Below are 23,830 nucleotides of genomic sequence, written 5' to 3' on the forward strand. Positions count from 1 at the left end.
AGAAAAGAGGGGGAGCTTTTTGCAAAAGGAAAAAGTATTTACGAAACAAGAAAAAACTATTCGTTATTTGTTATATTTGCCTGATTCGTTAGAAAAGCAGCCAGAATATACATTTCCATTAATTCTTTTTCTCCATGGGGCTGGAGAGAGAGGTGACAATTTAGAAACTGTTAAATATCACGGAATTCCGTCTTTTCTAGATAAGGACAGTTCCTTTCCGTTTATCGTAGTGTCACCACAATGTTCGGCTGATTCTTATTGGACTGAAGATTTAGACGTGCTAATGTCACTAGTGACAACTATTGTTACTTCTTACCATGTTGATACAAAGCGAATTTATTTAACAGGAATGAGTATGGGGGGAGTCGGTGCATGGAATTTAGCGTTACAATACCCTGATTACTTTGCGGCATTGGTTCCAGTTTGTGGAGCTGTGACATTACCGCAGCATAGAAGAGAGGAATTTACAGAGATAGTCACAGAAGAAATGCTCCCGGAGAAATTACAGGTATTACGACATATGCCGGTTTGGGCGTTCCATGGTGATCAAGATGATATCATACCAATGAATGAATCGGTAATGATAACCAATTATTTGAAAAACATTCACTCTAATGTCCATTTAACGATTTATTCTGGAGTTGGACATGATTCATGGGTAAATGCTTATCAACATCGAGAGTTGTATAAGTGGTTGCTCCAACAGAAATTAACATAGTTAATATAAAGAATCGAAGAGTATTTACAAATTTTTTACTAGGAGGATTCTTCATGCGAGTATTATTGTTAGATTTAGATTCCACAAGACCAGATCATTTAGGGTGTTATGGATATCACCGAAATACAACACCAAATATCGATCGAATTGCAGAAGAAGGAGTCCGTTTTACTAATTATTACACCACAGATGCTCCTTGTGCTCCTTCCAGAAACGCATTTATGACTGGAAAATTTGGCATTCATACAGGGAATGTTGGACATGGTGGCACAGCTGGAGATATGCGAATTGAGGGACCAAACCGAGAATTTTTTGATCAATTAAAAACAGATAGTTTTCCAAATATATTTCGTCAAGAAGGCATGAAAACTGCTTTAATTAGCCCTTTTGCTGAAAGACACTCCTCCTGGCAATTCTATGCTGGCTTTAATGAAATGTATAATACAGGGAAAACAGGAGACGAATCCGCTGAGGAAGTGACGCCGACAGTATTGGATTGGCTAGACCGTAATGGACAAGAGGATGATTGGTTTTTATATGTGAATTACTGGGATCCACATACACCATATCGAGCACCGGAAAGCTATGGAGAACCATTTAAGAATGATCCTTTACCGAAATGGATTACAGATGACGTACTACAAGAACATTTGAAAAGTGTTGGACCACACTCTGCAAGAGAAATCAATATGTATGATAACAATAGCCTGCCACAATTTCCGCGTCACCCTGGTGAAATAACAGATCGTGAGAGTTTAAGAAAAGTGATCGATGGTTATGATACAGGCCTTCGATTCATGGATGAAAACATCGGTATGATTTTCAAAGAAATGGAAAAGCAAGGAATTATGGAAGATACAATTATTATTGTCACAGCAGATCATGGTGAAAATTTAGGGGAATTAGGTATTTATGCTGAACATGGAACAGCTGACCAAATGACATGCCGAATCCCAATGATTGTACGTTGGCCAGGGATGCAGAAAGGGTATGTCGATCATGATTTGCATTACCATTTAGATTTTGCTCCAACTGTTGCAGAATTATTGAACCAACAGCCTAAATCATCTTGGGATGGCCAAAGTTATGCTTCTGTTTTATTAAAAGGAGAAAGTTGTGGCAGAGACTATTTAGTGGTTTCACAAAACGCCCACGTATGTCAACGAAGTGTAAGGTTTGATGATTGGTTGTATATTCGAACTTATCATGATGGTTTTCATTTATTTAAGAAAGAAATGTTATTCCATCTTAAAGAAGACCCATATGAGCAATATAATTTGGCTGAGCAATATCGTGATACTTGTATGGAAGCAGTGTATTATTTGAATGAATGGCATGATGAAATGATGATGTCAATGGATTATGATGTAGATCCACTGTGGACAGTAATGAAAGAAGGCGGACCATATCATGCGCAAATACACAGCCTAAAAGGATATTTAAAACATTTGAGAAATACAGGAAGAGAAGAAGGGGCAAGGGCATTAGAAAATCTCTATGTAAAAGAGCTTAACTAAAATTAAAAGGTCAGATCAGACAAGCCAAATGAACCTTACCGAATTCAATGTATTACTTGTGAGTATATTGACAATCGTTTATAATCTTGTCAATATACTCAGATTATCAGAATATCAGAGAAAAGTCACAGATCTCTTGGTCTAACAATACTTGCTCCTTGTTTAAAAAACGTCAGGGGAAGTTTATGCAATAAAAAGGTAAAATTTCTCTTGTACAAGTCATGCATGCGTGTCTTTTATTTTAAAATGTGTAAGATTCACCATCATCAGGGACCAACAGATAAGATGATATTCCCTTTTCTGTAGCAAGCTTCTTAATTCTTCTCTCGATAAGGTCCAGTGGTTGACAGCTTCCATATGAACAGCTATAATCTTTGCCTCAAGAGCAGCCCTGTGCACTTTATAAACATCCACTTTCCTCATTACGAGGGATCCACCTTCCAAGAATGGATTATTCCCAGTATTGCTTACTATAATTTCTGGTTTCTATTTGTCGATCACTTCTTGAACCGCATCATCCAAATGAAGATGTGTGACGATAGCTGCATCTATATTTTCCTGAATCTTATTCATAGATATTGGTAAGTTTTCTAAAATGATTCTTTTCTTTTAAAATTGCTTGTAACACTGTATATTCTAAACTATGAGCTGTAGGAACGCTACATAGATAAAATAAAGTATTTTTTACTTTATTAATGAAAGGAATGAAGGTTATGTTAGATCATACAGATAGACATATTTTAGATGAACTTTCCAAGAACAGCCGCCTAACCATGAAAGAATTAGGGGAGAAGGTACATCTGACTGGACCTGCAGTTGCAGCAAGAGTTGCCAAGTTAGAGGATAAAGGAATTATTGAAGGCTATACCATTCACATTAATCAAGTGAAAATGGGCTATCCTGTTCACACAATCATTCATATCTATACCAAGAGCACGAACCACCAGCCATATTTATCCTTCATAAAAAAGCAGAACCAGTATGTTTTACATAATTACAAGGTAAGTGGAGAGAGTTGTTACATTCTCGAATGTAGGTTTCCATCGAATGAAGAATTAGATGAATTTTTGACAGATATCAGTAATTACGTGGGCTATAAACTTTCGATCGTTATTAATAAATAGCTATGTAGAAAACTTAGATTATCAAACAATCTTATTTATCGGAATCAAGCTCTTCCATTACTTTGTTGGAGCTTTTTCTTGGATCAAATGATTTTGATACACCTATTGTATAATGAAGGTTTTTTTGATAATCCACGGAGAATACGCATGAATACAAAATATCCAATAGGAAACAGATCGAATCATTTAAAGTAAAGCTACCTATCTTGGAATACAAGCGTTCGCGTGTCGTAAGTCTGAATATACAGTCCGCATATTTAGTTAAAGTGTTATCACCAATACTAGTTAAGGCAATAATAGATGAATGACGTTTTTTTAGCATCGGTAAAAGGCTGGTAGTACCCTCCGTCTCTCCAGTGTAAGAGATGACAATAGCACAGGTTTCAAAAGTGCAACTCGCAGCTTCATAGTCTGGATCAACCATGGCAAGATCTACTTTTCTACCAATTCGGTTCATTTTTGCTTTGAAATCATGACAGAGGATTAAATTATTTTGGATCGCAAATATCTTTATACTGGTCGCATTTTTTAATAGCTTTGTTGCTTTATGTAGTTCTTCATTATTAATAAGAGATAAAGTATCGTTAATGGTCATTTGATTCAAATGTGCCATTTTATTTGCTATGGTCATCAGATGATCATCTTCATTAAAAGGATAGTTGGCATCAATGTTATGAAAGTGACTGTTGAGATAGTCAATTTCTTCAAGGAAAGCCTCTCTTAAATCGATCCAACCATTAAAACCAAGCTTTTTTCCTATCCGAATGAATGTGGAGGGATGAGTATAGGTTTCCTTAGAGATTTGTTTTACGGTTTTATTTTTAATATTTTCTCTTTCCTTAAACATATAATCAATGATGATTTCTTCGGAAGGGGAGAAAGCTTCCTCCTTCATTTTTTCTGTTAATAACATTTCTATCACCCTCTAAACTATAGCATATAAATGGATATCACTTCTATAAAGACACTCTTTGTAAATAGCATTTACAAAAAAGTAAGATTATTATCATGAATTTGAGAATATCAGTTGATTATCACGATAACTTATTGTATCGCTTTCTTCTTTTTCTATAATAGAGTTAAGAGGGAGGAATGAAAATGACAAAAGGTGTAAAAATTGTAACCATTGGTGGGGGCAGCAGTTATACTCCAGAATTAATGGAAGGTTTTATTAGAAGGTATGATGAACTGCCAATAAGAGAGATATGGCTTGTTGATATAGAAGCAGGGAAAGAAAAGCTTGAAATAGTAGGCGAGATGGCACAAAGGATGTGGGACGCATCTCCTTATGATGTGAAGGTTCGTTTAACCATAGATCGACGTGAGGCGTTGAAGGATGCAGATTTTGTCACCACTCAATTCAGAGTAGGACAACTGAATGCTCGTGTTAAGGATGAGAGGATTCCTCTATCTTATGGGATGATAGGTCAAGAAACGAATGGTGCAGGTGGAATCTTTAAAGCATTAAGAACTATTCCTGTTATTCTAAGCATTGTCGAAGATATGAAGGAATTATGTCCAGATGCTTGGTTAGTTAATTTTGCTAATCCAAGTGGTATGGTAACAGATGCTATTATTCGTTATGGAAAATGGGAAAAGGTAATAGGTTTATGCAATGTACCTGTTATGGCGATGATGGAGGAACCAAAATTAATTGGCAAAACTACAGACGAACTAGTGTATTCATTCGCTGGGATTAATCATTTTCATTGGCATCGAGTCCAAGATTTAGAAGGAAATGATGTAACTTCTCAAATAATTGATAAGCTGTATGAGGAAGAAAACGGAACTCCAGCAAATATCTTTGACGTTGCTTACTTTAAAGAACAATTAAAGCAAATGAATTTAATCCCATGTGGTTATCACCGTTACTATTACCGCTATGATGAGATGTTAAATCACATGCTAGGAGAATACAATGATCCGAATATAGGAACAAGGGCTCAACAAGTCAAACAAACAGAAGCAGAGTTATTCGAATTGTATAAAGATCCTAATCTACATGATAAACCGGAGCAGTTGACGAAACGTGGAGGGGCATACTATTCAGATGCTGCTTGTGAAACCATTGCGTCTATTTATGCAAATAAAAATACACAAATCGTCGTGTCTACGAAAAATAATGGAGCTGTGCCTGATCTTGCCCCAGATGATGTAGTGGAAGTATCTGCTTATATTGGTGCTGCAGGTGCACGACCAATCGCCTTTGGATCCTTTGAACCGGCAGAAAAAGGCTGGTTGCAGCTAATGAAAAGCATGGAACTTTGTGTAGAAAAGGCAGCAGTGACAGGTGATTATGGCGTATTATTGCAAGCATTTATCATCAATCCTCTAATACCTAGTGGAGAAACGGCAAAACGTGTGTTAGATGAATTATTGCTCGCTCATAAAGAGTATTTACCACAATTTGCTGAGAAAATAGAGGAACTAGAGACTGCAGAAGTAATCATTAAAGACGAAATTGCGAGAAATTTAAATTAATAAAAGAAAGGAGCTTCTCATAAGTAAAAAACTATTGAGAAGCTTCTTGTCCATTAAGAAACGTCTTTTTTGATCACACTACAACCATATCCTATTATGCCCCCAACAATTGCTGGAGCTATCCACCCTAGACCTTGATTATATAGAGGGAGAATTGTTTGAAATAAATCATTCACTGCCACAATTTTCAGCCCTGCAGCATTTAATCCATCGAACAATGAAACAATAAAGGTAAATAATATACTAGCTTGATATATTTCTTTTTTTCCTTTAAAGAGAGGATGGAGAAATGTTAAGATCATCAAACACATTGCCATTGGATAAAGCATCGATAAAACTGGAACAGAGAACTCAATAATGGTCGTAAGTCCAAAGTTAGAAATGACGGCACCGAGTATTGTAAAAATAATCGCCCAGATTGAATAGGAAATTTTAGGTATGATTTGATGAAAATAGGATGCACAAGACGTTACTAGACCAATACTTGTTGTTAAACAGGCTGCAACGACAATTACTCCGAGAATGATTTTTCCATACGAACCAAAGTAAAAAGCAGAGGCAGCAGCTAATATTGAACCACCATTCTCCATATAGCCGATTTCTTCGACACTAATTGCGCCAAGGTATGCAAGTGAAGAGTAGACAATACCTAGAAGAAGTGCTGCAATTAGTGCAGCTTTCGATGTCGAGATGATTAGCTGCTTTTTCGTGCTATAACCGATGTCCTTCATCGCATTAATAATAATAATTCCAAAAACAAAGGCAGCCAACAAATCCATCGTTAAATAGCCTTCTTGAAAGCCTGTGAAAAAACTGTTCGAGATATAAGCATCTGTCGGTGGTTGGATTTCTCCAATTGGATTTAGAAAGGAAACTATAATTAATAAGGCAATTACCACTAATAGGAGTGGAGTTAACACTTTTCCGATTATATCGATTAGTTTCTTCGATTGTAAGGAAAAATATAGTGTGAAGCCAAAGAATACGATCGTAAAAATAAGTAAGGCAACATTACTTGTCTGGTTACCGAAAAAAGGCGCAATGCCCATTTCATATGCAACGGTATTGGTTCTCGGTAGAGCAAAAAAGGGACCAATAGTTAAATATAAAGTGACAGTGAAAATAAGACCATATATTGGGTGTACCCGACTTGCTAATGACTGTAAGCTCTCTTTTCCTGAAATAGCAAGTGCTAGGACGGTGAGCACCGGCAATCCGACACCTGTAAATAGAAAGCCTAGGTTTGCTAGAAATAGGTTTTCTCCAGCAGCTTGTCCTAATAATGGTGGGAAAATTAAATTACCCGCACCAAAAAATAATGCGAAAAGCATAAATCCTATCGTGATAATACTTGTTGTGTTTCGTGATGACATAATAACCTCCGCAACAATTAATGTTTCATTTATATGAAATGTTAAGCTTTTATTTTTATTTTCAAAATATTTAAATAATAGCATGTAATTATTCGAAAAGCAATGATATTTATTGATAATTTGAAAATTAGTCATTTGTTCCACTTACAATACTTAGATAGATAAATTTGGATTTATTGTAATATACCCCAAAATCTCCTTCTTTCCTATTTAAATTGGTTGCATTAATTGCTGGTCTTTCGGATTATATTTAGTAAATTTACAAATTGTCATTAATAAAAAGTAAAATTATTACATAGTTTGTAAAAATAAATAATTCTTTACTAGTTATTTACGAAGACTTTACACTCAGCATTTATAATGAACAACAGATTTTTATTATCTACAAACAGAGTTGGCGAATGATAAGGAATACAGAGATTACTTGTGATTAGTAAAGAATAAATCAACAATGCAAGCAGATGTCCAGGTTAGTGAGAAGGACAAGATCACATTATCGACATGTGTAGTCTGTTAGGTCCTGAACAGGGTAGGCTCGTGATTCATGATAAGATAAAGAGCGAGGATGTGCTACACGACTAAGTGACCTCCTTATTTCCAATTAATTTGTCATTCTATAATCGATGTCTTATACTGGTAGGGAATAAAAAAATAAGTAGATTCGACTAGGGGAGCATGTAGGTGCTGAGAGATTTGATCGACCCTTTGAACCTGATCTAGTTAACACTAGCGTAGGGAAGTGGAATTGGCAGTTTGTGCATAGACGAATCATTGGCTATGTATGTTCAACCCATCTCCTTACATTGGTGATGGGTTTTTTGGTTTGTCACGGGATGTTACCGCCTAGTCGGAAATAAAGAGGAGGAAATAAATTGAATCAATTATTTACGGATCATCTTTGGAAAAAGGTGGAACCAATTTGGAGCTCTTACTTAGAGCATCCTTTTGTGAAAGGCCTTGGAAACGGTACTTTAGAGCAGGATAAGTTTAAGCATTGGTTAAAGCAGGATTATGTCTATTTAATGGATTATTCGAGACTATTCGCATTAGGGAGTGCGAAGGCAGAAGACTTAGAAACGATGACTATATTTGCCAAGCTACTACACGGTGTGCTTGATCTTGAAATGGATTTACACAGAAAATATGCGGCTGATTTTGGTATAACCAGAGAGGATCTCGAGTCCACAGAACCTTCCGCTATTACTACTGCCTACACTAGCTATATGCTAAATGTATCTCAGCGTGGAGGGATAGAGAATGTCGTCGCATCGGTACTTGCGTGTGAATGGAGTTATAATTTTATCGGTAAATCACTAGCAACATGGCCAGGAGCATTAGATGAAAATTTTTATAGTAGCTGGGTGAAGATGTATCAATCTCCCGAATTTACAGAGCTTGCAGAGAATTGCAAACATTTAATGAACAAAATGGCAAAAGGAAAATCAGAAGAGGATTTAACTAGACTAGAAGAGATTGTCATTCGAACAAGTCAGTTTGAATATATGTTCTGGGATATGGTAGAAAAACGAGAAGATTGGCCAGTAAGCCTAAATTAGGAGGAATAGCTTATGATTGATTTAGTCGATGAACACGCGCAGGAGTTAAAAGAAATATTAGCAAAATTGATTAGCTTTCCTACTGTTAGCCCACCAGCTAGAAATACAGAAGGAATTCAGTCCTATATCGCCAATTTTCTAGAAAAGGAAGGATTTGATACAACGAGGTGGGATGTCTTTCCACAGGATCCTAATATGGTTGCAGTGAAAAAAGGTGAGGAAAGTAGTTCATACAATAGCTTGATTATAAATGGTCATGTGGATGTTGCTGATGTTGGGGATAAAGCAGATTGGACAGTGCCGATATTTGAATTGACAGAGAAGGCTGGCTTCGTCTATGGTCGTGGTGTTTCCGACATGAAGGGAGCAATTGCTGCTACTTTGTTCGCAATGAAACTATTAAATGAGCAAGGTATCTCATTAAAAGGAGACTTACAGATTCAAACGGTGATCGGTGAAGAGGTAGGAGAAGCAGGGACATTATCCTGTCTGGAAAAAGGTTATACTGCCGATTTTGCACTAGTTGTCGATGGAAGTGATCGAAAAATCCATGGTCAAGGAGGTGTAATCACTGGATGGATTACTGTAAAAAGCAAGGAAGTTTTTCATGACGGAATGCGTGCAGCTATCTTACAAACATCCGAGGGTGCAAGTGCAATAGAAAAAATGATGAAAATTATTGCGAGCTTACAAGATTTGGAGCAAGAGTGGGCAGAAACCAAACAATATCCAGGCTTTAGAAAAGGAACAACTACAATTAATCCTGCGGTCATAGAAGGGGGCAGACATGCGGCATTTGTAGCAGATCAATGTAGTCTATGGGTGACTGTACATTTTTATCCGAATGAGAGCTATCAATCGGTGGTGGCGGAAATTGAAAATCACCTGAGAAATTCAATAAAAGACGATCCGTGGTTCCAAGAAAACCCGCTCCTCTTTCGTTGGGGAGGGAAATCTATGCTAGAAGAAAGAGGAGAAGTTTTTCCTTCTGCCGAAATTAGTAAGGATCATCCTGCAATCCAAATGCTCCAACAATCCCATCAAAAAGTGGAACAATCAAAGGCGATGATAGGTATGTCGGAAACCGTTACAGATGCAGGGTGGTTTCATGAAGGTGGTATCCCCACCGCCATTTATGGACCAGGGAAATTAAAGGAAGCCCATTCTGTTGATGAAAAAATAGAATGGGACGAGTTATTACGCTTTGCCAAAACATTAATGATCTTCATTACAGACTGGTGTAACAAGAGAAAAGAAGGATAAAATCTGGATATCATCGTGTTATAATTGAACCGGGTTGCCAAGATATAAATAGATATATCTTGGTAATCTTACAATGTCGAAGCAGATGGCAAGATAAAAAGATATATCTTGGCGATCTCGCAATGTCGAGACAATATGGCCAAGATAAAAAAATGCACCTTAGCAACTCCATCCTTAGAAATCATAGCTGCACTTTATATAATCGGATAATAAGACTGATAGATCGGATTACAATAAAATGGGGGTCTCGGCCCAATCATGGGAGCTTCGAATGGTTTTGAGTTGTGAGCATATAAGATTTTTTCTTTATGATATGCCTCTGTTAACAGTAAATATTTCACCTCAGGGTTATAATAGTATTGCATGTTTTGCACCTCCTTCTTCTACATTATGCTCGTATAGTAAAAAATGGGCACATATCCATTCTAAATTCATAAAGTATCTATATAACATGTTGATAGGAAGGTGCTTTCGCATGAATGAAGAGAGATCAGATCCACAACATTATCCTATACCTCCTAATTACGGGAAAATAACCAAGTATGAGGAAATAGCGTTGACAGTGCCTGAACAAAGGCAATACCGCCAGCCTGGGGTAGAAAAATTAATGGTGCCAGAACCAGTTGTCGAAAATCCACATTATAAAGGAAGTGAGAAGTTACAAGGGAAAGTAGCGCACTTATAACAGGTGGAGATAGTGGAATTGGAGCAGCAATCGCTATTGCTTTCGCAAAGGAAGGAGCAAATGTTGCAATTTCCTATTTAGATGAACACGAGGATGCTGGTAGAACAAAAAGAAGAATTGAAGAACTAGGTAGAAGTTGTCTCCTCTTACCGGGAGATTTAAGAGAAAAGCAACAATGTATGACCATTGTAGAAAAAACGGTAGAAGTATTTGGTCAGCTGGATATTCTATGTAATCATGTAGGGATCCAGTTTCAACAATTAAATTTAGAAGATATCTCTGACGAACAATTCGACGAGACCTTTAAAGTGAATGTTTACTCTCATTTTTATACAACCCGTGCTGCATTACCATATTTACATGCTGGTAGTTCGATCATTAATACCGCCTCAGTAGTGGCATTTGATGGAAATGAGCAACTGATGGATTATACAGCAACAAAGGGAGCAAATGTAGGATTCACACGTGCATTGGCGAAGAATTTAATCAAGAAGGGAATTAGAGTGAATGCTGTTGCACCTGGGAGGTTTTGGACTCCTTTGATTCCTGCTAGCTTTTCTCCTGATCAAGTGCCGCTTGCAGGTAACCCAATGGATCGCCAAGGACAGCCCTTTGAAATTGCTCCAACCTATGTGTATCTTGCTTCTGATGATTCTAGGTTTGTCACAGGACAAACACTTCATGTAAATGGTGGTCAAATCTTTGTCTGATCAAATGGCCAAAGCCCTTGCTAGAAAAAGTTTTAGCTTTTCTTCCCTTATTAAATAAGGGCTAATCATCCATTGGCACATAATCAATTTGGAAACCTAAGTCTTCAATCATTTGATGGTCGCTTAAACCTTCTTGTCCTTTTGTTGTTAAATAATCACCGATAAAAATGGAATTAGCAGGATAAAGTCCAAGTGGTTGAAGACTTCTCAAATTTATTTCTCTCCCTCCTGATATACGAATTTCTTTACTAGGATTTATGAACCGAAATAGGCAGAGAACCTTTAAACAATAAGTCGGATTCAATTCGTTCGTCCCCTCTAATAATGTTCCATCTATTGCATGTAAAAAATTAATAGGTATAGAATCAGCATCAAGTGCCTTTAATGCTCTTGCCATATCGATAACATCTTGTTTTGTTTCTCTCATCCCGACAATGACACCAGAGCATGGCGAGATCCCGACATTTTTCACTTTAGTTACTGTTGCTACACGGTCATGGTAGCTGTGACTTGTCGTGATGCTAGAATGATGGTTTTCAGACGTATTAATATTGTGATTGTATCGGTCAACCCCAGCATCCTTTAGCTTTCGAGCTTGTTCTGGCTTTAACAATCCAAGGCAAGCACAAATACGAATATCATATTGTTGTTTGATTTCTTTAACAGCAGCAGTTACGATATTCAGCTCTCTTTCTGAAGGGCCTCTACCACTTGCTACGATACAGTAGGTTCCAGATTGAAGCTCATGAGCATTTTTCGCCCCTTGCACGATTGTTTCTTTATCCATCATTCTGTATTTTTTTATCGGTGCTGTTGAATCTCTTGATTGAGAACAATAGCCACAATTTTCTGGACATAATCCAGATTTCGTGTTGATGATCATATTGAGCTTAACCCTATTGCCGAAGTAATGCTCGCGAATGTGGTAAGCGCTATGTAATAAAGAGAGCAACTCCTTATTTGGGCATTCTAAAATATGGAATGCCTCTAAATCGGTAATATCTGCTCCATGAAGAACTTTTTCCGCTATTGATTGCCAGTTTGTCATCTTCTCTCCCCCGTTATCTTTATTCGTAAACTCCTATTTTTCCCTTTACTTTTCCTTAACAGCTTAAGCAATAAATTTTCTATTGTCAACCTATAAAATTTATAAGTTAACATATTGACGTGGTTTAAACCAATACAAACGTGGTATAGAGTTTAATATCTCGTAATTTTCATCATTACCATAGGAGGAAGAAGGTTATGGAAAACAAAACTTTACAAAAAAATAGAAAACTAATCGATTATGGGATCTTTCTCCCAGCCTTACTAATCATTCTAATCATTTGCATCCCTTTTTCTTTATATGAGTCTGAATCACTTGCTTTACTAAATAGTATTTTTGATAAGATTGTAGAAGTTTTCAGCTGGGGCTATATATGGTATGCCTTGATTTTATTGGCTGCAGGACTTTATTTATCGTTTTCGAAATATGGAAAAGTAGTATTAGGAGACCCGAAAGAAAAGCCTTCATTTACCATGTTTGAATATGCCTCGATATTAATTGCAATGGGCATCGGTTCTACAATTATGCGTACAGGGATGGTGCAGTGGACACAAGTAGCCATTGATCCACCCTTTGGGGTGCAGCCAGAATCTTCCGAGGCGGTATTGTGGGGAAATACATATAGTATGTTTATTTGGAGTTTTCAAGTTTTTGCGATCTTCGTGATGGCCGCTCCAGCAATGGCGTATATCCTCCATGTAAAAAAAAGACCTTTAATGCGTATTTCTGAGGCTTGTCGTTGTATTTTGGGAGATAGATTCACCGACGGGATTGGTGGAAAGGTGATCGATGTTCTATTCCTATTAAGTATTCTTTCAGGAGCTGCCGTTACATTAGGGCTTGGAACACCAATTATTACATCCAACCTATCCAATTTATTAAATATTGAAGTTACCTTTGGGATGACGATGATTGTAACCATTATATGGGTGGTTTTATTTTCCGTTAGTGCCTATTTAGGAATTGAAAAAGGCATTAAGCGTTTGAGTACCTTCAATATTTATTTAGCAGGTGGGTTAGCCATTTTTATTTTGACAGCAGGACCAGGGATTTTTATTTTAGACTTTTTTACAGACACGGTTGGTCATTTAGTGAACCATTACTTTTCCCTTTCCTTTTATACGAATTCAACCGATTTAAACTCCACTACTCATATACAGAGTCATATGATTTTTTGGTTTGCCTATAGTGCAACATGGGCAATGCTTCACAGTGTCTTTGCTGCTAAAATTTCGAAAGGGCGAACGGTAAAGGAAATGATTCTAACTTATTTGTTAGCCCCGACGATGATATCCTGGGTGGCAACAGGAGTCCTAGGTGGATTAGGGGTACACCGTTTTCTAACAGGGGAGGTAAATATTCTTCAATTAGTGGAAAGTAACCAACCTGTTAACGCTATACCAAATATACTAATGACATTACCGTGGTCAGAGGTAATCATGATTCTATTCATTGTGGTTTCGATGATTTTCTTAACCACAACTTTAGATTCCACTACTTATACTATTGCGGCATATACTAGTAGACAAAATATGAGCAAGTATGAACCATCAAGGAATTTAAGAATAATAGTTGCTGCTATTATTACAACACTTGCCCTCATTCTGATGCAGATTGGAGGATTAGCTCCACTTGAGGTCATTTCAGGATTAATGGGCTTACCTATCATTGTGATTCAGTTTCTCACCATTTATGCCGCAAAGAAAATGATGGATCAAGATAAAGCGTGGATTTATAATATAAGAGGATAAGTAGGATTATGTAACTATTATTACCATTATGGCTGACAGAGACATCCCATCTGTCAGCCTTTTTATCTGAAAAGATACTGTAATCGTTTTAGAGACTTCCTACCTATAGAGGAAAAACAATAGGTTCAGTTTTGAAAGCGTAACACTTACAATAATGATAGATTCAAAATAAAACATTAACCATTGGAGGAATTATAAATGAAAAATATTTTACTAGCATGTTCATCAGGTATGTCTACAAGCTTACTAGTCTCTAAGATGGAGGAAGCTGCAGCTGCACAAAATCTTGAAGTGAAGATTTGGGCTGTAGGTCAAGATAAAGCGATTGCTGATATGGAAAAAGCGGATGTGCTTTTAATCGGCCCACAAATGCGTTTTATGAAAAAAAAGTTTGAAACAGCAGCGAAGGATTTTAATGTACCAGTAGATGTCATTGATCCAGTCGCTTATGGAAGAGTAGATGGAAAAGCAGTTTTAGCTAAAGCACTTGAGCTTATTGGTTAAATAAGTTTATTAAATAAGGGGGCAAAACAAGTGAATAAATTTATGGATTTTTTAGAGAGAGTGCTATTACCTATTGCGGATAAATTAAATAATAACCGTTATTTATCTGCATTGCGTGATGGCTTTATGGTTGCATTGCCATTGATCATATTTGGTTCCATTTTTGTTGTTATTGCTAATTTCCCGTTTTTAGATAAGTTTTTAAGTGAGGATGCCTATGCAGCTTACCAGAATGCTCTTGGACCAGCATCTGCTGCAACCCTTAGCATCATGGGGATATTCGTTATCATAGGTATAGGGTATAAACTAACCGAGCATTATGGAGTCGATGCCATCTATGGAGGGGTAGTTGCGCTTGCTGCATTTCTTATCTTAACCCCTCAAGTATTAGAAGGTGTTTCCGGTGTTATCCCAACATCAAGTATTGGCGCTGAAGGGATGTTCTTAGGAATCTTTACTGCCTTTATTTCAGCAGAATTATATCGTTTTTTCGTACAAAAGAATTTAACAATCAAAATGCCAGCAGGTGTACCAGGAGCAGTATCCAGATCATTTAGTGCACTAATTCCGATTACATTAACGTTATCCGTATTTTTAGTGATTCGTATTATTTTCAGCTATACACCATTTGATACCGTACAAAACTTTATTTATACCGTAATCCAACAGCCACTAACGGTGTTAGGAAGTGGACTTCCTGCAACACTTATTGCAGTTCTACTCATCCAAATCTTCTGGTTCTTTGGATTACATGGACAAATTATTATTAATTCCGTATTTGATCCAATTTGGTATGCGTTAAATGATGAAAACTTACAAGCATTTCAAGCTGGAACAGAGCTTCCGAATATTGTAACAAAGCAATTTATTGATACCTTCCTTGTTGGAATGGGTGGATCAGGTATGACCTTAGCTGTTGTTATCTTAATCTTTATGATTGGGAAAAGTAGACAGCTAAAAGAATTAGGTAAATTAGGTGGACCAGCAGGTATCTTTAACGTGAATGAGCCTATTATCTTTGGATTACCGATTATTATGAATCCAATTATCATAATACCGTGGTTAATAGCGCCAGTAGTCGTAACGATCATTACCTATTATGCAATGTCCATTGGGCTAGTTCCACCACCAGCTGGTATTATCGTACCGTGGACAACACCACCAATCTTGAGTGGATTCTTAGCTACCGGTAATGCATGGCAAGGAGCAGTGCTTCAAATGTTCAACATTATTGTAGTTGGTATTATTTGGTGGCCATTCTTGAAAGTATTAGACAAAAATTATTACGAAAATGAAGCAAAAGGTGAATAAATTGTGACTCTATCAAGGGGGGTAACCTTCTGTGATAAGTATACTTTGGAAAGAGATTTACCATTCGTTTGTCGCCAAATAGCTAGATTTATTGGAAATTGGAAGTGGACGTCAAACGGACAGTCAGCGCAGTATAAATGAAAACCCCCAGGCCTTTCCCTGGGGAAACATTTTATTCTTATCAAATTGTTAGTAGAGGTGAAGAGCATGGACTCAGTTACGGAAATCGCATTTCAAATTATTTTGTATGCAGGAAATGGTAGATCAAGTGCAATGGAAGCAATCCAGTATGCAAAAGAAAATAATTTTGATGAAGCAGATCGTCTAATTAAAGAAGCAACAGAAGAGTTAGGAAAAGCCCATGGCTTTCAAACAAAGCTATTGCAAGAAGAGGCTAATGGAGAAGGATCTAGTGTGAATGTTATACTTGTTCATTCACAAGATCATCTTATGACAGCAATGACCGTTAGAGATCTTGCTGTAGAAATCATTGAGATATACCGTAACAAATAAGAGGGGGTAAAAGGATGACAATCAATTACAAATTTCCAGAAGGCTTTTGGTGGGGAAGTGCAACTTCTGCTACACAAATTGAAGGAGCAGCTGAAGAAGGAGCTAAAGGAAAAAATATATGGGACTACTGGTATGAAGTAGAACCAAATCGTTTTTTTGAAGATGTTGGACCAAAAGAAACATCCGACTTTTACCATCGTTATCAAGAGGATATTCAGTTAATGAAAGAGATTGGTCATAATACGTACAGAATGTCCATTTCATGGTCTCGTCTTATTCCTGGCGGTCGAGGAGAAGTAAACCCTGAAGCAGTCGCTTTTTACAATAAGGTGATCGATGAGTTACTTGCCAAGGATATTGAACCATTTGTCAACTTATTTCACTTTGATATGCCACTAGAGCTACAAGAAGAAGGTGGCTGGGAAAGTAGAGCGGTAGTTGATGCTTTTGTTGACTATGCGAAGGAAGCATTTCGTTTATTTGGAGATCGCGTAAAAAAATGGTTTACCTTTAATGAGCCGATTGTGCCAGTAGAAGGTGGATATTTATACGATTTCCATTATCCGAATGTAGTTGATGCTAAAAGAGCAACACAGGTTGCCTATCATACTGCCATTGCAAGTGCAAAGGCAGTGGAGGCATTCCGAGAATTTGAGATAAAAGAAGGAAAAATAGGTATTGTCTTAAACTTAACGCCATCTTATCCTAGAAGCAATAACCCTGCAGATCTAAGAGCTTCTCGTATTGCGGATCTATTCTTTAATCGTAGTTTTCTTGATCCTGCTGTTTTAGGTGAGTACCCACAAGAGCTAATTAATATTTTGGAAGAGCATGGGCAATTACCTGTTACCGAAAAAGGTGACAAAGAGCTACTAAAGCAGAATACAGTTGATTTATTAGGTGTAAACTATTACCAACCACGACGTGTAAAAGCGAAAGAGCATTTGCCAAATCCATATAGTCCTTTCATGCCAGAATGGTTCTTCGATCATTACGAAATGCCGGGACGTAAGATGAATGTATACCGTGGCTGGGAGATTTACGAAAAAGGTATTTATGATATTATGATGAATTTAAAAGAAAACTATGGTAATATAGAATCCTTTGTTTCGGAAAATGGAATGGGTGTGCAAGATGAGCATCGTTTCCTACAAGATGGAGAAATTCAAGATGATTACCGAATTGAGTTTATTAGCGAACATTTGAAATGGTTGCATAAGGCAATAGAAGAAGGCTGTAATGCGAAAGGCTATCATATGTGGACATTCATGGATAACTGGTCATGGTCCAATGCCTATAAAAACCGCTATGGTTTCGTATCCGTAGATGTAAAAACGAAAGAGCGTACATTGAAGAAAAGTGCTCATTGGTTTAAGCAAGTATCCAATCAAAATGGTTTTTAATAAGTTATGCTATGTGAAGGGGCTGGTTTTTACCAGTTCCTTTGCGTACACTTATTGATGATGATGAAGGGAGGGAGACATATTGTTGAACTCACGATTAAAAACGATCTTACGTGAATTAATGGCGGGAGAAGGACCGATATCCGGCACCTATTTAGCTAACATGAATCAAGTGACATCAAGGACAACGAGAGAAGATATTAAGAAACTAAGTGAGCTATTAAATGAAAATGGTGCAACAATTGAAACGATAATGGGTAAGGGCTATCAATTAATGATTCAGGATGATAACCAATATCGGGAATTTTTGAAAACAATGTTTGCAGAGGAGTCTAATTCTGAGAAGCTGCCGAGGTCACCAGAAGAACGAATAGCTTATATTATAAGAAGATTGTTATTAAGTGAGGATTACCTTAAATTAGAGGACATAGCTGATGAAATTTATATAAGTAAGTCAACCATTCAAAATGATATTAAAGAAGTAAGGAAAATTTTATTAAAATATGATATTACATTAGAATCACGTCCAAATTATGGCTTGAAGGTAACAGGAGATGAATTGAAGCTTCGTTTTTGCATGTCTGAATATATTTTCGATCGTAATGAACCAGTTACTGAGGTTTATTTAGATAGTGTCTCACAAAAGGATTCGGACAAAGTCGCAGAGATTATTTTAAAGGAAATTAAATCCCATCACATTACGTTATCCGATATTGCAATGAATAATTTAGTAATCCATATTTTAATTGCTTATAAACGAATTAAGACAGGTAATCATGTAACCTTGTACAAACAGGATATGCAAGAGATTATCGAACAAGCAGAATATAACGTGGCAAAAGAAATTGTCCAAAAAGTGGAAGAGACATTTGATGTTACTTTTCCAGAAGTGGAAGTTGCCTATATAGCGATTCATTTACTCGGAACGAAGTTACTAACACAATCAAGTGATGTGGTAGAACAAGTAATGGATCAATCGATTATAGATTTAGTGAAAAAAGCATTGGATAGAGTGGAAGAAAAGCTTCAATTGGGTATTAGTGAGGACAAGGAATTGATTATGGCACTACGCCTCCATCTTAAGCCTGCGATTAACCGATTTAAGTTTGGAATGAACATCCGAAACCCAATGCTTGAGGATATTAAAAATAATTATCCGCTTGCTTTTGAAGCAGGAATTATTGCAAGTATGGCAATAGAGGAAGAAAGCTCGACGAAAATCGACGAAAATGAGGTAGGATACTTAGCTCTTCACATTGGGGCTGCAATTGAACGAAGAAAGCTAGTGTCTGGACCGAAGCGTTGTATTATTGTTTGTGCTTCCGGATTAGGAACATCCCAGTTGATTTATTATAAGTTAAAGTCCCACTTTGGTCAGTACCTGGATATTGTAGGTTCAACGGAATACTACCAGCTTCACCAATATAACCTGCAAGAAATAGATTTTATTGTAAGTTCTATCCCAATACCTAAAAAGCTGCCAATACCCGTGATTGAGGTGAATGCAATCCTCTCAAACCAGGATTTAGGTAAAGTAGAAACACTCGTCCTAGAAGAAAAGCATGAAATGACACGCTTTCTCGGAAAGGATTTCACTTTTCTAAGAAAACAGCTTCATACAAAAGAACAGGTATTAGAGTATGTTGCAGAGAAATTGGGCGATATTGGTTTAATCGATGATGATTTCCTAGAAGCCATTTATGAAAGAGAGGACGTAGCACCAACAGCGTTCGGTAACCTTGTGGCAATCCCCCACCCGATTACACCGAAGACAAATGAAACCTTTTTATCAATTTGTACATTGGATAAACCTATTATGTGGGCCGAAAAGCCAGTTCAATTTATCTGTTTCCTCTGTGTAAAGAAAAACAGCCAAGAGGATTTACAAGCAATGTATAAGGTTTTAGGAAAAGTAATTGAAAGCAGAAGGCTTGTGCAGCAGTTAATTAAGGCATCAGAGTTCGAGGATGTAGTTAAAGTATTTCATGATATTGATTAAAAATGGCATTCCAGTAACGGAAAAAGGGAATGTCTTTTTTGTTTGAATTAGAAGCTATCACATTCGTTAAAAGAATAGCGGATGTGCGTTTTTTTTGATTTGTAAATTTTTCGTGCCTTATAGAATGCGTTATAATGTGAGGAAATGGTTCTAAAATGTCTGAATAAGGGGTGCTGAGGATGGGCTTAAAATCAAAACTTTTTAAGGCGTTACGAATATATAATAATGTACAAGCTGTCCGAAAGGGAAGAGTACATCATCGAACAAGCGACAGTATGAAACGGAGAATCATTTCCAAATTGATAAGGAAATTTTTTAAATAAACGAAGGAGGGATCTAAGATGGGTCCCCTTTTTTAAAATGTATGTAATACTCAGATAGCCATTTGCAAGAACGATAAGCCGCTTTATTTCCAAAAACAATGGAATAGGAGTACAATAATATTTAGGGAATCGAAATAAATATTAAAGAAGGGATTAGACATTTTAGATCAAGAAAAACGAACAAAACGTAATCTTGGGATCATGTGGTTCGCCAATTTCTTTATTGGCGGTAGTATGACAATGGTTATTCCTTTTCTTTCATTATATATAGAAACACTAGGGGATTATCCTGATAAACTCGTGCAGCAATGGTCTGGATGGGTTTTTGCTATTACCTTCTTCATCGCCTTTTTAGTTGCACCGATTTGGGGGAGATTTGGTGATAAGCATGGACGGAAGAAGTTTTTAGTAATTGCTGGCTTTGGTTTAGGGGTTTGTGTGTTTTTTATGGGGTTTGTTACTACTGTGTTTCAGCTCTTTCTATTACGTATGTTAATGGGCTTTTTCTCTGGATTTATCTCCATGTCACAAGCGCTCATATCGACACAAATTCCAAAACGAATCGCAGGAAAAGTGCTCGGAACATTACAAACAGGTAATGTAACAGGAAGCTTACTCGGTCCACTATTTGGAGGGATTTTAGCTGATTCATTAGGCTATGCAACCACCTTTCAGATCACATCAATCACTTTATTTATGGCCGCTTTCTTTGTCTTGTTTGGTATAAAAGAAGTAAAGGTAGAGCAAAAAACATCCGAACAGCGAAAAAGCTATTCAACGAGAGAAGTATTACAACATATCTTTTTCAATCCAGTACTTGTCATGGTAATGGTTATATCGATGTTTGTGCAAATTGCGAACTTTAGCATTCAGCCAATCCTGTCATTATTTGTGCATGAATTACATGGATCAGAGAGTATCGCCTTTTTCTCGGGATTAGCGTTTTCGGCAACTGGCCTAGGAAATTTGTTAATGGCACGTAATTGGGGAAAGCTCGCCGACAAAGTGGGTTATGAAAAGATTCTAATTTTACTATTGTTCTTATCAGCATTGTTCTATCTTCCAGAGGCTTATGCATCGAATATTTGGCAATTAGTTGGATTGAGATTTTTATTAGGTATCGCTATAGGGGGAATTATACCGTTACGAACTGCTTATATTCGTCAGGTTACACCATTAGCCATTCAAGGAGAAGTACTCGGTTATAATACAAGTGTCCGATTCTTAGGCAATATTATTGGACCATTAATCGGTGGCTGGATTTCTGGCTTATATTCTATTTCCGCCGTTTTTTATTTTACAAGTGCCTTATTATTGATAAGTGGTATTGCATTATGGATAACGGTGTATCGAAATACAAACTCCTCCTCACACCGATATCCAGCTCATTCTAAAGTGTAAAACAGTGGGAGGGAATACCCCTTTCCACTGTTTAAATGGTTTGTTACTAATGCTTAAATCTGTAGCCAACACCCCAAATGGTTTCAATATAGCGGGGCTTTGCAGGATCCTTCTCGATCTTTTCTCGAAGCTTTCTAATATGAACTGTGACAGTAGTACTATCTCCAAGTGCATCGTAACCCCAAATTCTCTCCAACAACTGCTCTTTACTAAAAACCTGATTTGGATTATTTGTGAGAAAGTATAACAAATCAAACTCTTTAGCGGTAAGAATTCTTTCTTCCTCATTTACATAGATTCTTCGGTCACGAGGATCAATTACTAAGCCATTTATTGAGATGCTGGAATCCTTTTGCTGCTGATTTGTTAAACGATCATATCTCGAAATATGCGCTTTTACTCTAGCAACAAGTTCATTAGGATTAAAAGGCTTAACAATATAATCATCTGCTCCTCTGTTAAAGCCTTTTATCTTATCAATATCTTCTTTTCTTGCCGTCACCATCAAAATAGGAATATCTACAAATTGACGGAATTTTTGACATAATTCAAAGCCATCGATTCCTGGTAGCATAATATCAAGGAGAATCAACTCATATTTCACTCGTTTGGCGGAGACGAGCCCTTCATCACCTGTCGAAACAATATCTACTTCAAACCCACTTAGTTCGAGATAGTCTTTTTCTAAATTTGCTATGCTTTCTTCGTCTTCAATGATTAAAATTTTGCGCATTTATCTCACCTTTTTAAATCGGATATAGATGGATGTTCCATTCTTTTCTTTGCTTTCTGCCCAGATTGTACCACCATGTGCATCGACTATTTTCTTGACAATGGATAAACCTAAACCACTCCCGCCTGTTGATGAATTTCGAGAGCTATCAGCTCGATAAAAGCTGTTAAATATAAAGGGCAACTCATCAGGGGCAATGCCTAGACCGTTATCTCTTATCACCATTTCTACATGGTCTTTGACAGATTGTAAGCTAACATCTATTTTTTGATCTTTCTTATTCATATATTTCAAGCTATTCTGCATAATATTGGTAATCGCGCGGTATATTTTATCACGATCCGCATAAATCAGATACTGCTCATTCTGATTTGCGTTTAATTCCACTTCTAAATCGTCTTGATAGAAGGTGAGCTCCCCTAAAAAATCATGAAGAAATGCATGTAAATCAAGTGGTTCAAAGTCGAATGGTACTTGAGCTAAATCTAGCTTAGAATACAAAAAAAGTTCATCTATCAAGCCATCCATTTGTTCTGCCTTTTGGTAAATAGTGGATAAATAGCGCGATAGTTTTTCAGGAGAGTTAGCTACACCATCATGAATCCCTTGTATATATCCCTTTATGGAGGTAATCGGTGTTTTTAAGTCATGGGAAATGCTTGCTATTAATTCTTGACGGTTCTCTTCATATTTATCTTGAAGACTTCTTGCTTCTTTTAGACTAATACGCATTTCTTCAAAGTTGTTGGATAATTTGGCAAGTTCATCTTTCTTATTAGAATAGACACTGTAATCTAAATCTCCTTGTTTAATCCTTTCTGTAGCCTGGGATAGTTTTTGTATAGGTTTGAGAATGCTCCTCGAAACAAAATAGGTTAATAATCCGTTAGTGACAATAAGGACCAATAGAAGAGTAAAAAATCGAAGCCCACTAAAAAGCTCGATTGTTCTGCTATCGGTCTCTCTATTTAAAAATACAAAGAAAATAAACCCTAATACGATTTCAATCACAAATAGGCTCAATATAGGAAGGATGATCATGCCTATATTCGAGAGGATTAACCGTTTTTGGATAGACATGACGGCCACCTCCTTTTACTTTTAGTATGGGATCTTTTCCTCATTATAATAAATACTCAGAAAAAGGCTATACCTTTCACTTATTTTTTTGATCTATTATAGGAACAATAACTGCACAAATGAGGGCAGTATAGTATGGAAGAAATTTAATTCCAATAGGTTGGTGGAAAATGGTCATACCAATAATTCCAATTATACTAGATAGTGCGATACCTAATATGAATCCTCCAATTAATCCCACTAATATGGCAATAAAAACTCTCATAATAATGCTCCTTTCTTCATTTTCTAATAATGATTAAATAAATGATGGTAAAAATAAATAAAGCAATAAAGA

General features: G+C 36.8%; 20 protein-coding genes, 2 pseudogenes and 1 riboswitch. Of the genes and pseudogenes, 14 read left to right on the plus strand and 8 right to left on the minus strand.

The window, feature by feature from the left end; genetic code table 11:
• Positions 1–19: 19 nt before the first annotated feature.
• On the plus strand, positions 20–718 hold the full coding sequence (locus ACZ5N5_RS09185; RefSeq protein ID WP_054861162.1) for a carboxylesterase family protein: 699 nt from the start codon (positions 20–22) through the stop codon (positions 716–718).
• Between the two features lie 53 nt (positions 719–771).
• On the plus strand, positions 772–2,235 hold the full coding sequence (locus ACZ5N5_RS09190; RefSeq protein WP_054788179.1) for a sulfatase family protein: 1,464 nt from the start codon (positions 772–774) through the stop codon (positions 2,233–2,235).
• A 241-nt stretch (positions 2,236–2,476) separates the two neighbouring features.
• Here the strand turns inward: ACZ5N5_RS09190 and ACZ5N5_RS09195 are convergent.
• Positions 2,477–2,721 (minus strand): annotated as a pseudogene (locus ACZ5N5_RS09195) (MBL fold metallo-hydrolase); the annotation flags it as partial.
• Positions 2,722–2,948: 227 nt separating this feature from the next.
• Between ACZ5N5_RS09195 and ACZ5N5_RS09200 the strand changes: the two are divergent.
• A complete protein-coding gene (locus ACZ5N5_RS09200; RefSeq protein ID WP_464368483.1) occupies positions 2,949–3,359 on the plus strand; it encodes an Lrp/AsnC family transcriptional regulator in 411 nt (136 codons plus the stop codon).
• A 31-nt stretch (positions 3,360–3,390) separates the two neighbouring features.
• Here the strand turns inward: ACZ5N5_RS09200 and ACZ5N5_RS09205 are convergent, their stop codons facing one another.
• Positions 3,391–4,272: a MurR/RpiR family transcriptional regulator gene (locus tag ACZ5N5_RS09205; protein ID WP_464368405.1), complete on the minus strand. Its 882-nt coding sequence runs from the start codon at positions 4,270–4,272 to the stop codon at positions 3,391–3,393.
• Between the two features lie 185 nt (positions 4,273–4,457).
• Between ACZ5N5_RS09205 and ACZ5N5_RS09210 the strand changes: the two genes are divergently transcribed.
• Positions 4,458–5,840, plus strand: a complete 1,383-nt coding sequence (locus tag ACZ5N5_RS09210; RefSeq protein WP_464373672.1) for a 6-phospho-beta-glucosidase — start codon at positions 4,458–4,460, stop codon at positions 5,838–5,840.
• A gap of 53 nt (positions 5,841–5,893) precedes the next feature.
• Here ACZ5N5_RS09210 and brnQ read toward each other — a convergent pair whose 3' ends face one another.
• On the minus strand, positions 5,894–7,213 hold the full coding sequence (gene brnQ, locus ACZ5N5_RS09215; protein ID WP_464373765.1) for a branched-chain amino acid transport system II carrier protein: 1,320 nt from the start codon (positions 7,211–7,213) through the stop codon (positions 5,894–5,896).
• Between the two features lie 657 nt (positions 7,214–7,870).
• A riboswitch (TPP riboswitch) is annotated at positions 7,871–7,968 on the plus strand.
• 117 nt (positions 7,969–8,085) lie between these two features.
• Here brnQ and tenA point away from each other — a divergent pair.
• The gene (gene tenA / locus ACZ5N5_RS09220; RefSeq protein ID WP_054788181.1) at positions 8,086–8,769 is read left to right on the plus strand and encodes a thiaminase II; all 684 of its coding nucleotides are present in this window, start codon (positions 8,086–8,088) and stop codon (positions 8,767–8,769) included.
• A gap of 12 nt (positions 8,770–8,781) precedes the next feature.
• Complete coding sequence (locus ACZ5N5_RS09225; RefSeq protein ID WP_464373673.1) at positions 8,782–10,032, plus strand: acetylornithine deacetylase; 1,251 nt, start codon at positions 8,782–8,784, stop codon at positions 10,030–10,032.
• A 194-nt stretch (positions 10,033–10,226) separates the two neighbouring features.
• On the opposite strand, the gene ACZ5N5_RS09230 is transcribed toward ACZ5N5_RS09225, so the two are convergent.
• Positions 10,227–10,397, minus strand: a complete 171-nt coding sequence (locus ACZ5N5_RS09230) for a hypothetical protein (protein ID WP_181397689.1) — start codon at positions 10,395–10,397, stop codon at positions 10,227–10,229.
• 110 nt (positions 10,398–10,507) lie between these two features.
• On the opposite strand from ACZ5N5_RS09230, the pseudogene ACZ5N5_RS09235 reads away from it, so the two are divergent.
• Positions 10,508–11,427 (plus strand): annotated as a pseudogene (locus tag ACZ5N5_RS09235) (SDR family oxidoreductase).
• A gap of 61 nt (positions 11,428–11,488) precedes the next feature.
• Here ACZ5N5_RS09235 and bioB read toward each other — a convergent pair.
• Positions 11,489–12,475 carry a biotin synthase BioB gene (gene bioB / locus ACZ5N5_RS09240; protein WP_464373674.1) on the minus strand — a complete coding sequence of 329 codons (987 nt, stop codon included), beginning with the start codon at positions 12,473–12,475 and terminating at the stop codon, positions 11,489–11,491.
• Positions 12,476–12,672: 197 nt separating this feature from the next.
• Between bioB and ACZ5N5_RS09245 the strand changes: the two genes are divergently transcribed.
• The 7 genes from ACZ5N5_RS09245 to ACZ5N5_RS09275 all read left to right on the plus strand — a co-directional run bounded on the left by ACZ5N5_RS09245 (position 12,673) and on the right by ACZ5N5_RS09275 (position 21,680).
• Positions 12,673–14,226: a BCCT family transporter gene (locus ACZ5N5_RS09245; protein WP_464373675.1), complete on the plus strand. Its 1,554-nt coding sequence runs from the start codon at positions 12,673–12,675 to the stop codon at positions 14,224–14,226.
• Between the two features lie 198 nt (positions 14,227–14,424).
• On the plus strand, positions 14,425–14,730 hold the full coding sequence (locus ACZ5N5_RS09250; protein ID WP_054861165.1) for a PTS sugar transporter subunit IIB: 306 nt from the start codon (positions 14,425–14,427) through the stop codon (positions 14,728–14,730).
• Positions 14,731–14,760: 30 nt separating this feature from the next.
• Entirely contained in the window at positions 14,761–16,041 is a 1,281-nt protein-coding gene (celB, locus tag ACZ5N5_RS09255) for a PTS cellobiose transporter subunit IIC (RefSeq protein ID WP_054788182.1), read from the plus strand.
• Positions 16,042–16,248: 207 nt separating this feature from the next.
• The gene (locus ACZ5N5_RS09260) at positions 16,249–16,554 is read left to right on the plus strand and encodes a PTS lactose/cellobiose transporter subunit IIA (protein ID WP_054788183.1); all 306 of its coding nucleotides are present in this window, start codon (positions 16,249–16,251) and stop codon (positions 16,552–16,554) included.
• Positions 16,555–16,568: 14 nt separating this feature from the next.
• Entirely contained in the window at positions 16,569–17,957 is a 1,389-nt protein-coding gene (locus tag ACZ5N5_RS09265; protein ID WP_464373676.1) for a glycoside hydrolase family 1 protein, read from the plus strand.
• Between the two features lie 82 nt (positions 17,958–18,039).
• A complete protein-coding gene (locus ACZ5N5_RS09270; RefSeq protein ID WP_109985752.1) occupies positions 18,040–19,956 on the plus strand; it encodes a BglG family transcription antiterminator in 1,917 nt (638 codons plus the stop codon).
• A 524-nt stretch (positions 19,957–20,480) separates the two neighbouring features.
• The gene (locus ACZ5N5_RS09275; RefSeq protein WP_464373677.1) at positions 20,481–21,680 is read left to right on the plus strand and encodes an MFS transporter; all 1,200 of its coding nucleotides are present in this window, start codon (positions 20,481–20,483) and stop codon (positions 21,678–21,680) included.
• A 46-nt stretch (positions 21,681–21,726) separates the two neighbouring features.
• On the opposite strand, the gene ACZ5N5_RS09280 is transcribed toward ACZ5N5_RS09275, so the two are convergent.
• The 3 genes from ACZ5N5_RS09280 to ACZ5N5_RS09290 form a co-directional block, all read right to left on the minus strand.
• Positions 21,727–22,413, minus strand: a complete 687-nt coding sequence (locus tag ACZ5N5_RS09280) for a winged helix-turn-helix domain-containing protein (RefSeq protein ID WP_054788184.1) — start codon at positions 22,411–22,413, stop codon at positions 21,727–21,729.
• Complete coding sequence (locus tag ACZ5N5_RS09285) at positions 22,414–23,493, minus strand: sensor histidine kinase (RefSeq protein WP_464373678.1); 1,080 nt, start codon at positions 23,491–23,493, stop codon at positions 22,414–22,416. It lies immediately after the preceding gene.
• 76 nt (positions 23,494–23,569) lie between these two features.
• Complete coding sequence (locus ACZ5N5_RS09290) at positions 23,570–23,758, minus strand: DUF5957 family protein (protein WP_054861169.1); 189 nt, start codon at positions 23,756–23,758, stop codon at positions 23,570–23,572.
• Between the last annotated feature and the right edge of the window lie 72 nt (positions 23,759–23,830).

It is taken from the genome of Gracilibacillus sp. JCM 18966, assembly GCF_055392695.1.

Bases quoted from the DNA above. Each gene is read 5' to 3' on its own strand.
- brnQ (WP_464373765.1), bottom strand. From the start codon at position 7,213: ATGTCATCACGAAACACAACAAGTATTATCACGATAGGATTTATGCTT.
- ACZ5N5_RS09225 (WP_464373673.1), top strand. From the start codon at position 8,782: ATGATTGATTTAGTCGATGAACACGCGCAGGAGTTAAAAGAAATATTA.
- ACZ5N5_RS09285 (WP_464373678.1), bottom strand. From the start codon at position 23,493: ATGTCTATCCAAAAACGGTTAATCCTCTCGAATATAGGCATGATCATC.
- ACZ5N5_RS09190 (WP_054788179.1), top strand. From the start codon at position 772: ATGCGAGTATTATTGTTAGATTTAGATTCCACAAGACCAGATCATTTA.
- ACZ5N5_RS09205 (WP_464368405.1), bottom strand. From the start codon at position 4,272: ATGTTATTAACAGAAAAAATGAAGGAGGAAGCTTTCTCCCCTTCCGAA.
- ACZ5N5_RS09245 (WP_464373675.1), top strand. From the start codon at position 12,673: ATGGAAAACAAAACTTTACAAAAAAATAGAAAACTAATCGATTATGGG.
- bioB (WP_464373674.1), bottom strand. From the start codon at position 12,475: ATGACAAACTGGCAATCAATAGCGGAAAAAGTTCTTCATGGAGCAGAT.
- ACZ5N5_RS09265 (WP_464373676.1), top strand. From the start codon at position 16,569: ATGACAATCAATTACAAATTTCCAGAAGGCTTTTGGTGGGGAAGTGCA.
- ACZ5N5_RS09290 (WP_054861169.1), bottom strand. From the start codon at position 23,758: ATGAGAGTTTTTATTGCCATATTAGTGGGATTAATTGGAGGATTCATA.
- ACZ5N5_RS09210 (WP_464373672.1), top strand. From the start codon at position 4,458: ATGACAAAAGGTGTAAAAATTGTAACCATTGGTGGGGGCAGCAGTTAT.
- ACZ5N5_RS09280 (WP_054788184.1), bottom strand. From the start codon at position 22,413: ATGCGCAAAATTTTAATCATTGAAGACGAAGAAAGCATAGCAAATTTA.
- ACZ5N5_RS09275 (WP_464373677.1), top strand. From the start codon at position 20,481: ATGTGGTTCGCCAATTTCTTTATTGGCGGTAGTATGACAATGGTTATT.
- ACZ5N5_RS09230 (WP_181397689.1), bottom strand. From the start codon at position 10,397: ATGCAATACTATTATAACCCTGAGGTGAAATATTTACTGTTAACAGAG.
- ACZ5N5_RS09260 (WP_054788183.1), top strand. From the start codon at position 16,249: ATGGACTCAGTTACGGAAATCGCATTTCAAATTATTTTGTATGCAGGA.
- ACZ5N5_RS09200 (WP_464368483.1), top strand. From the start codon at position 2,949: ATGTTAGATCATACAGATAGACATATTTTAGATGAACTTTCCAAGAAC.
- ACZ5N5_RS09250 (WP_054861165.1), top strand. From the start codon at position 14,425: ATGAAAAATATTTTACTAGCATGTTCATCAGGTATGTCTACAAGCTTA.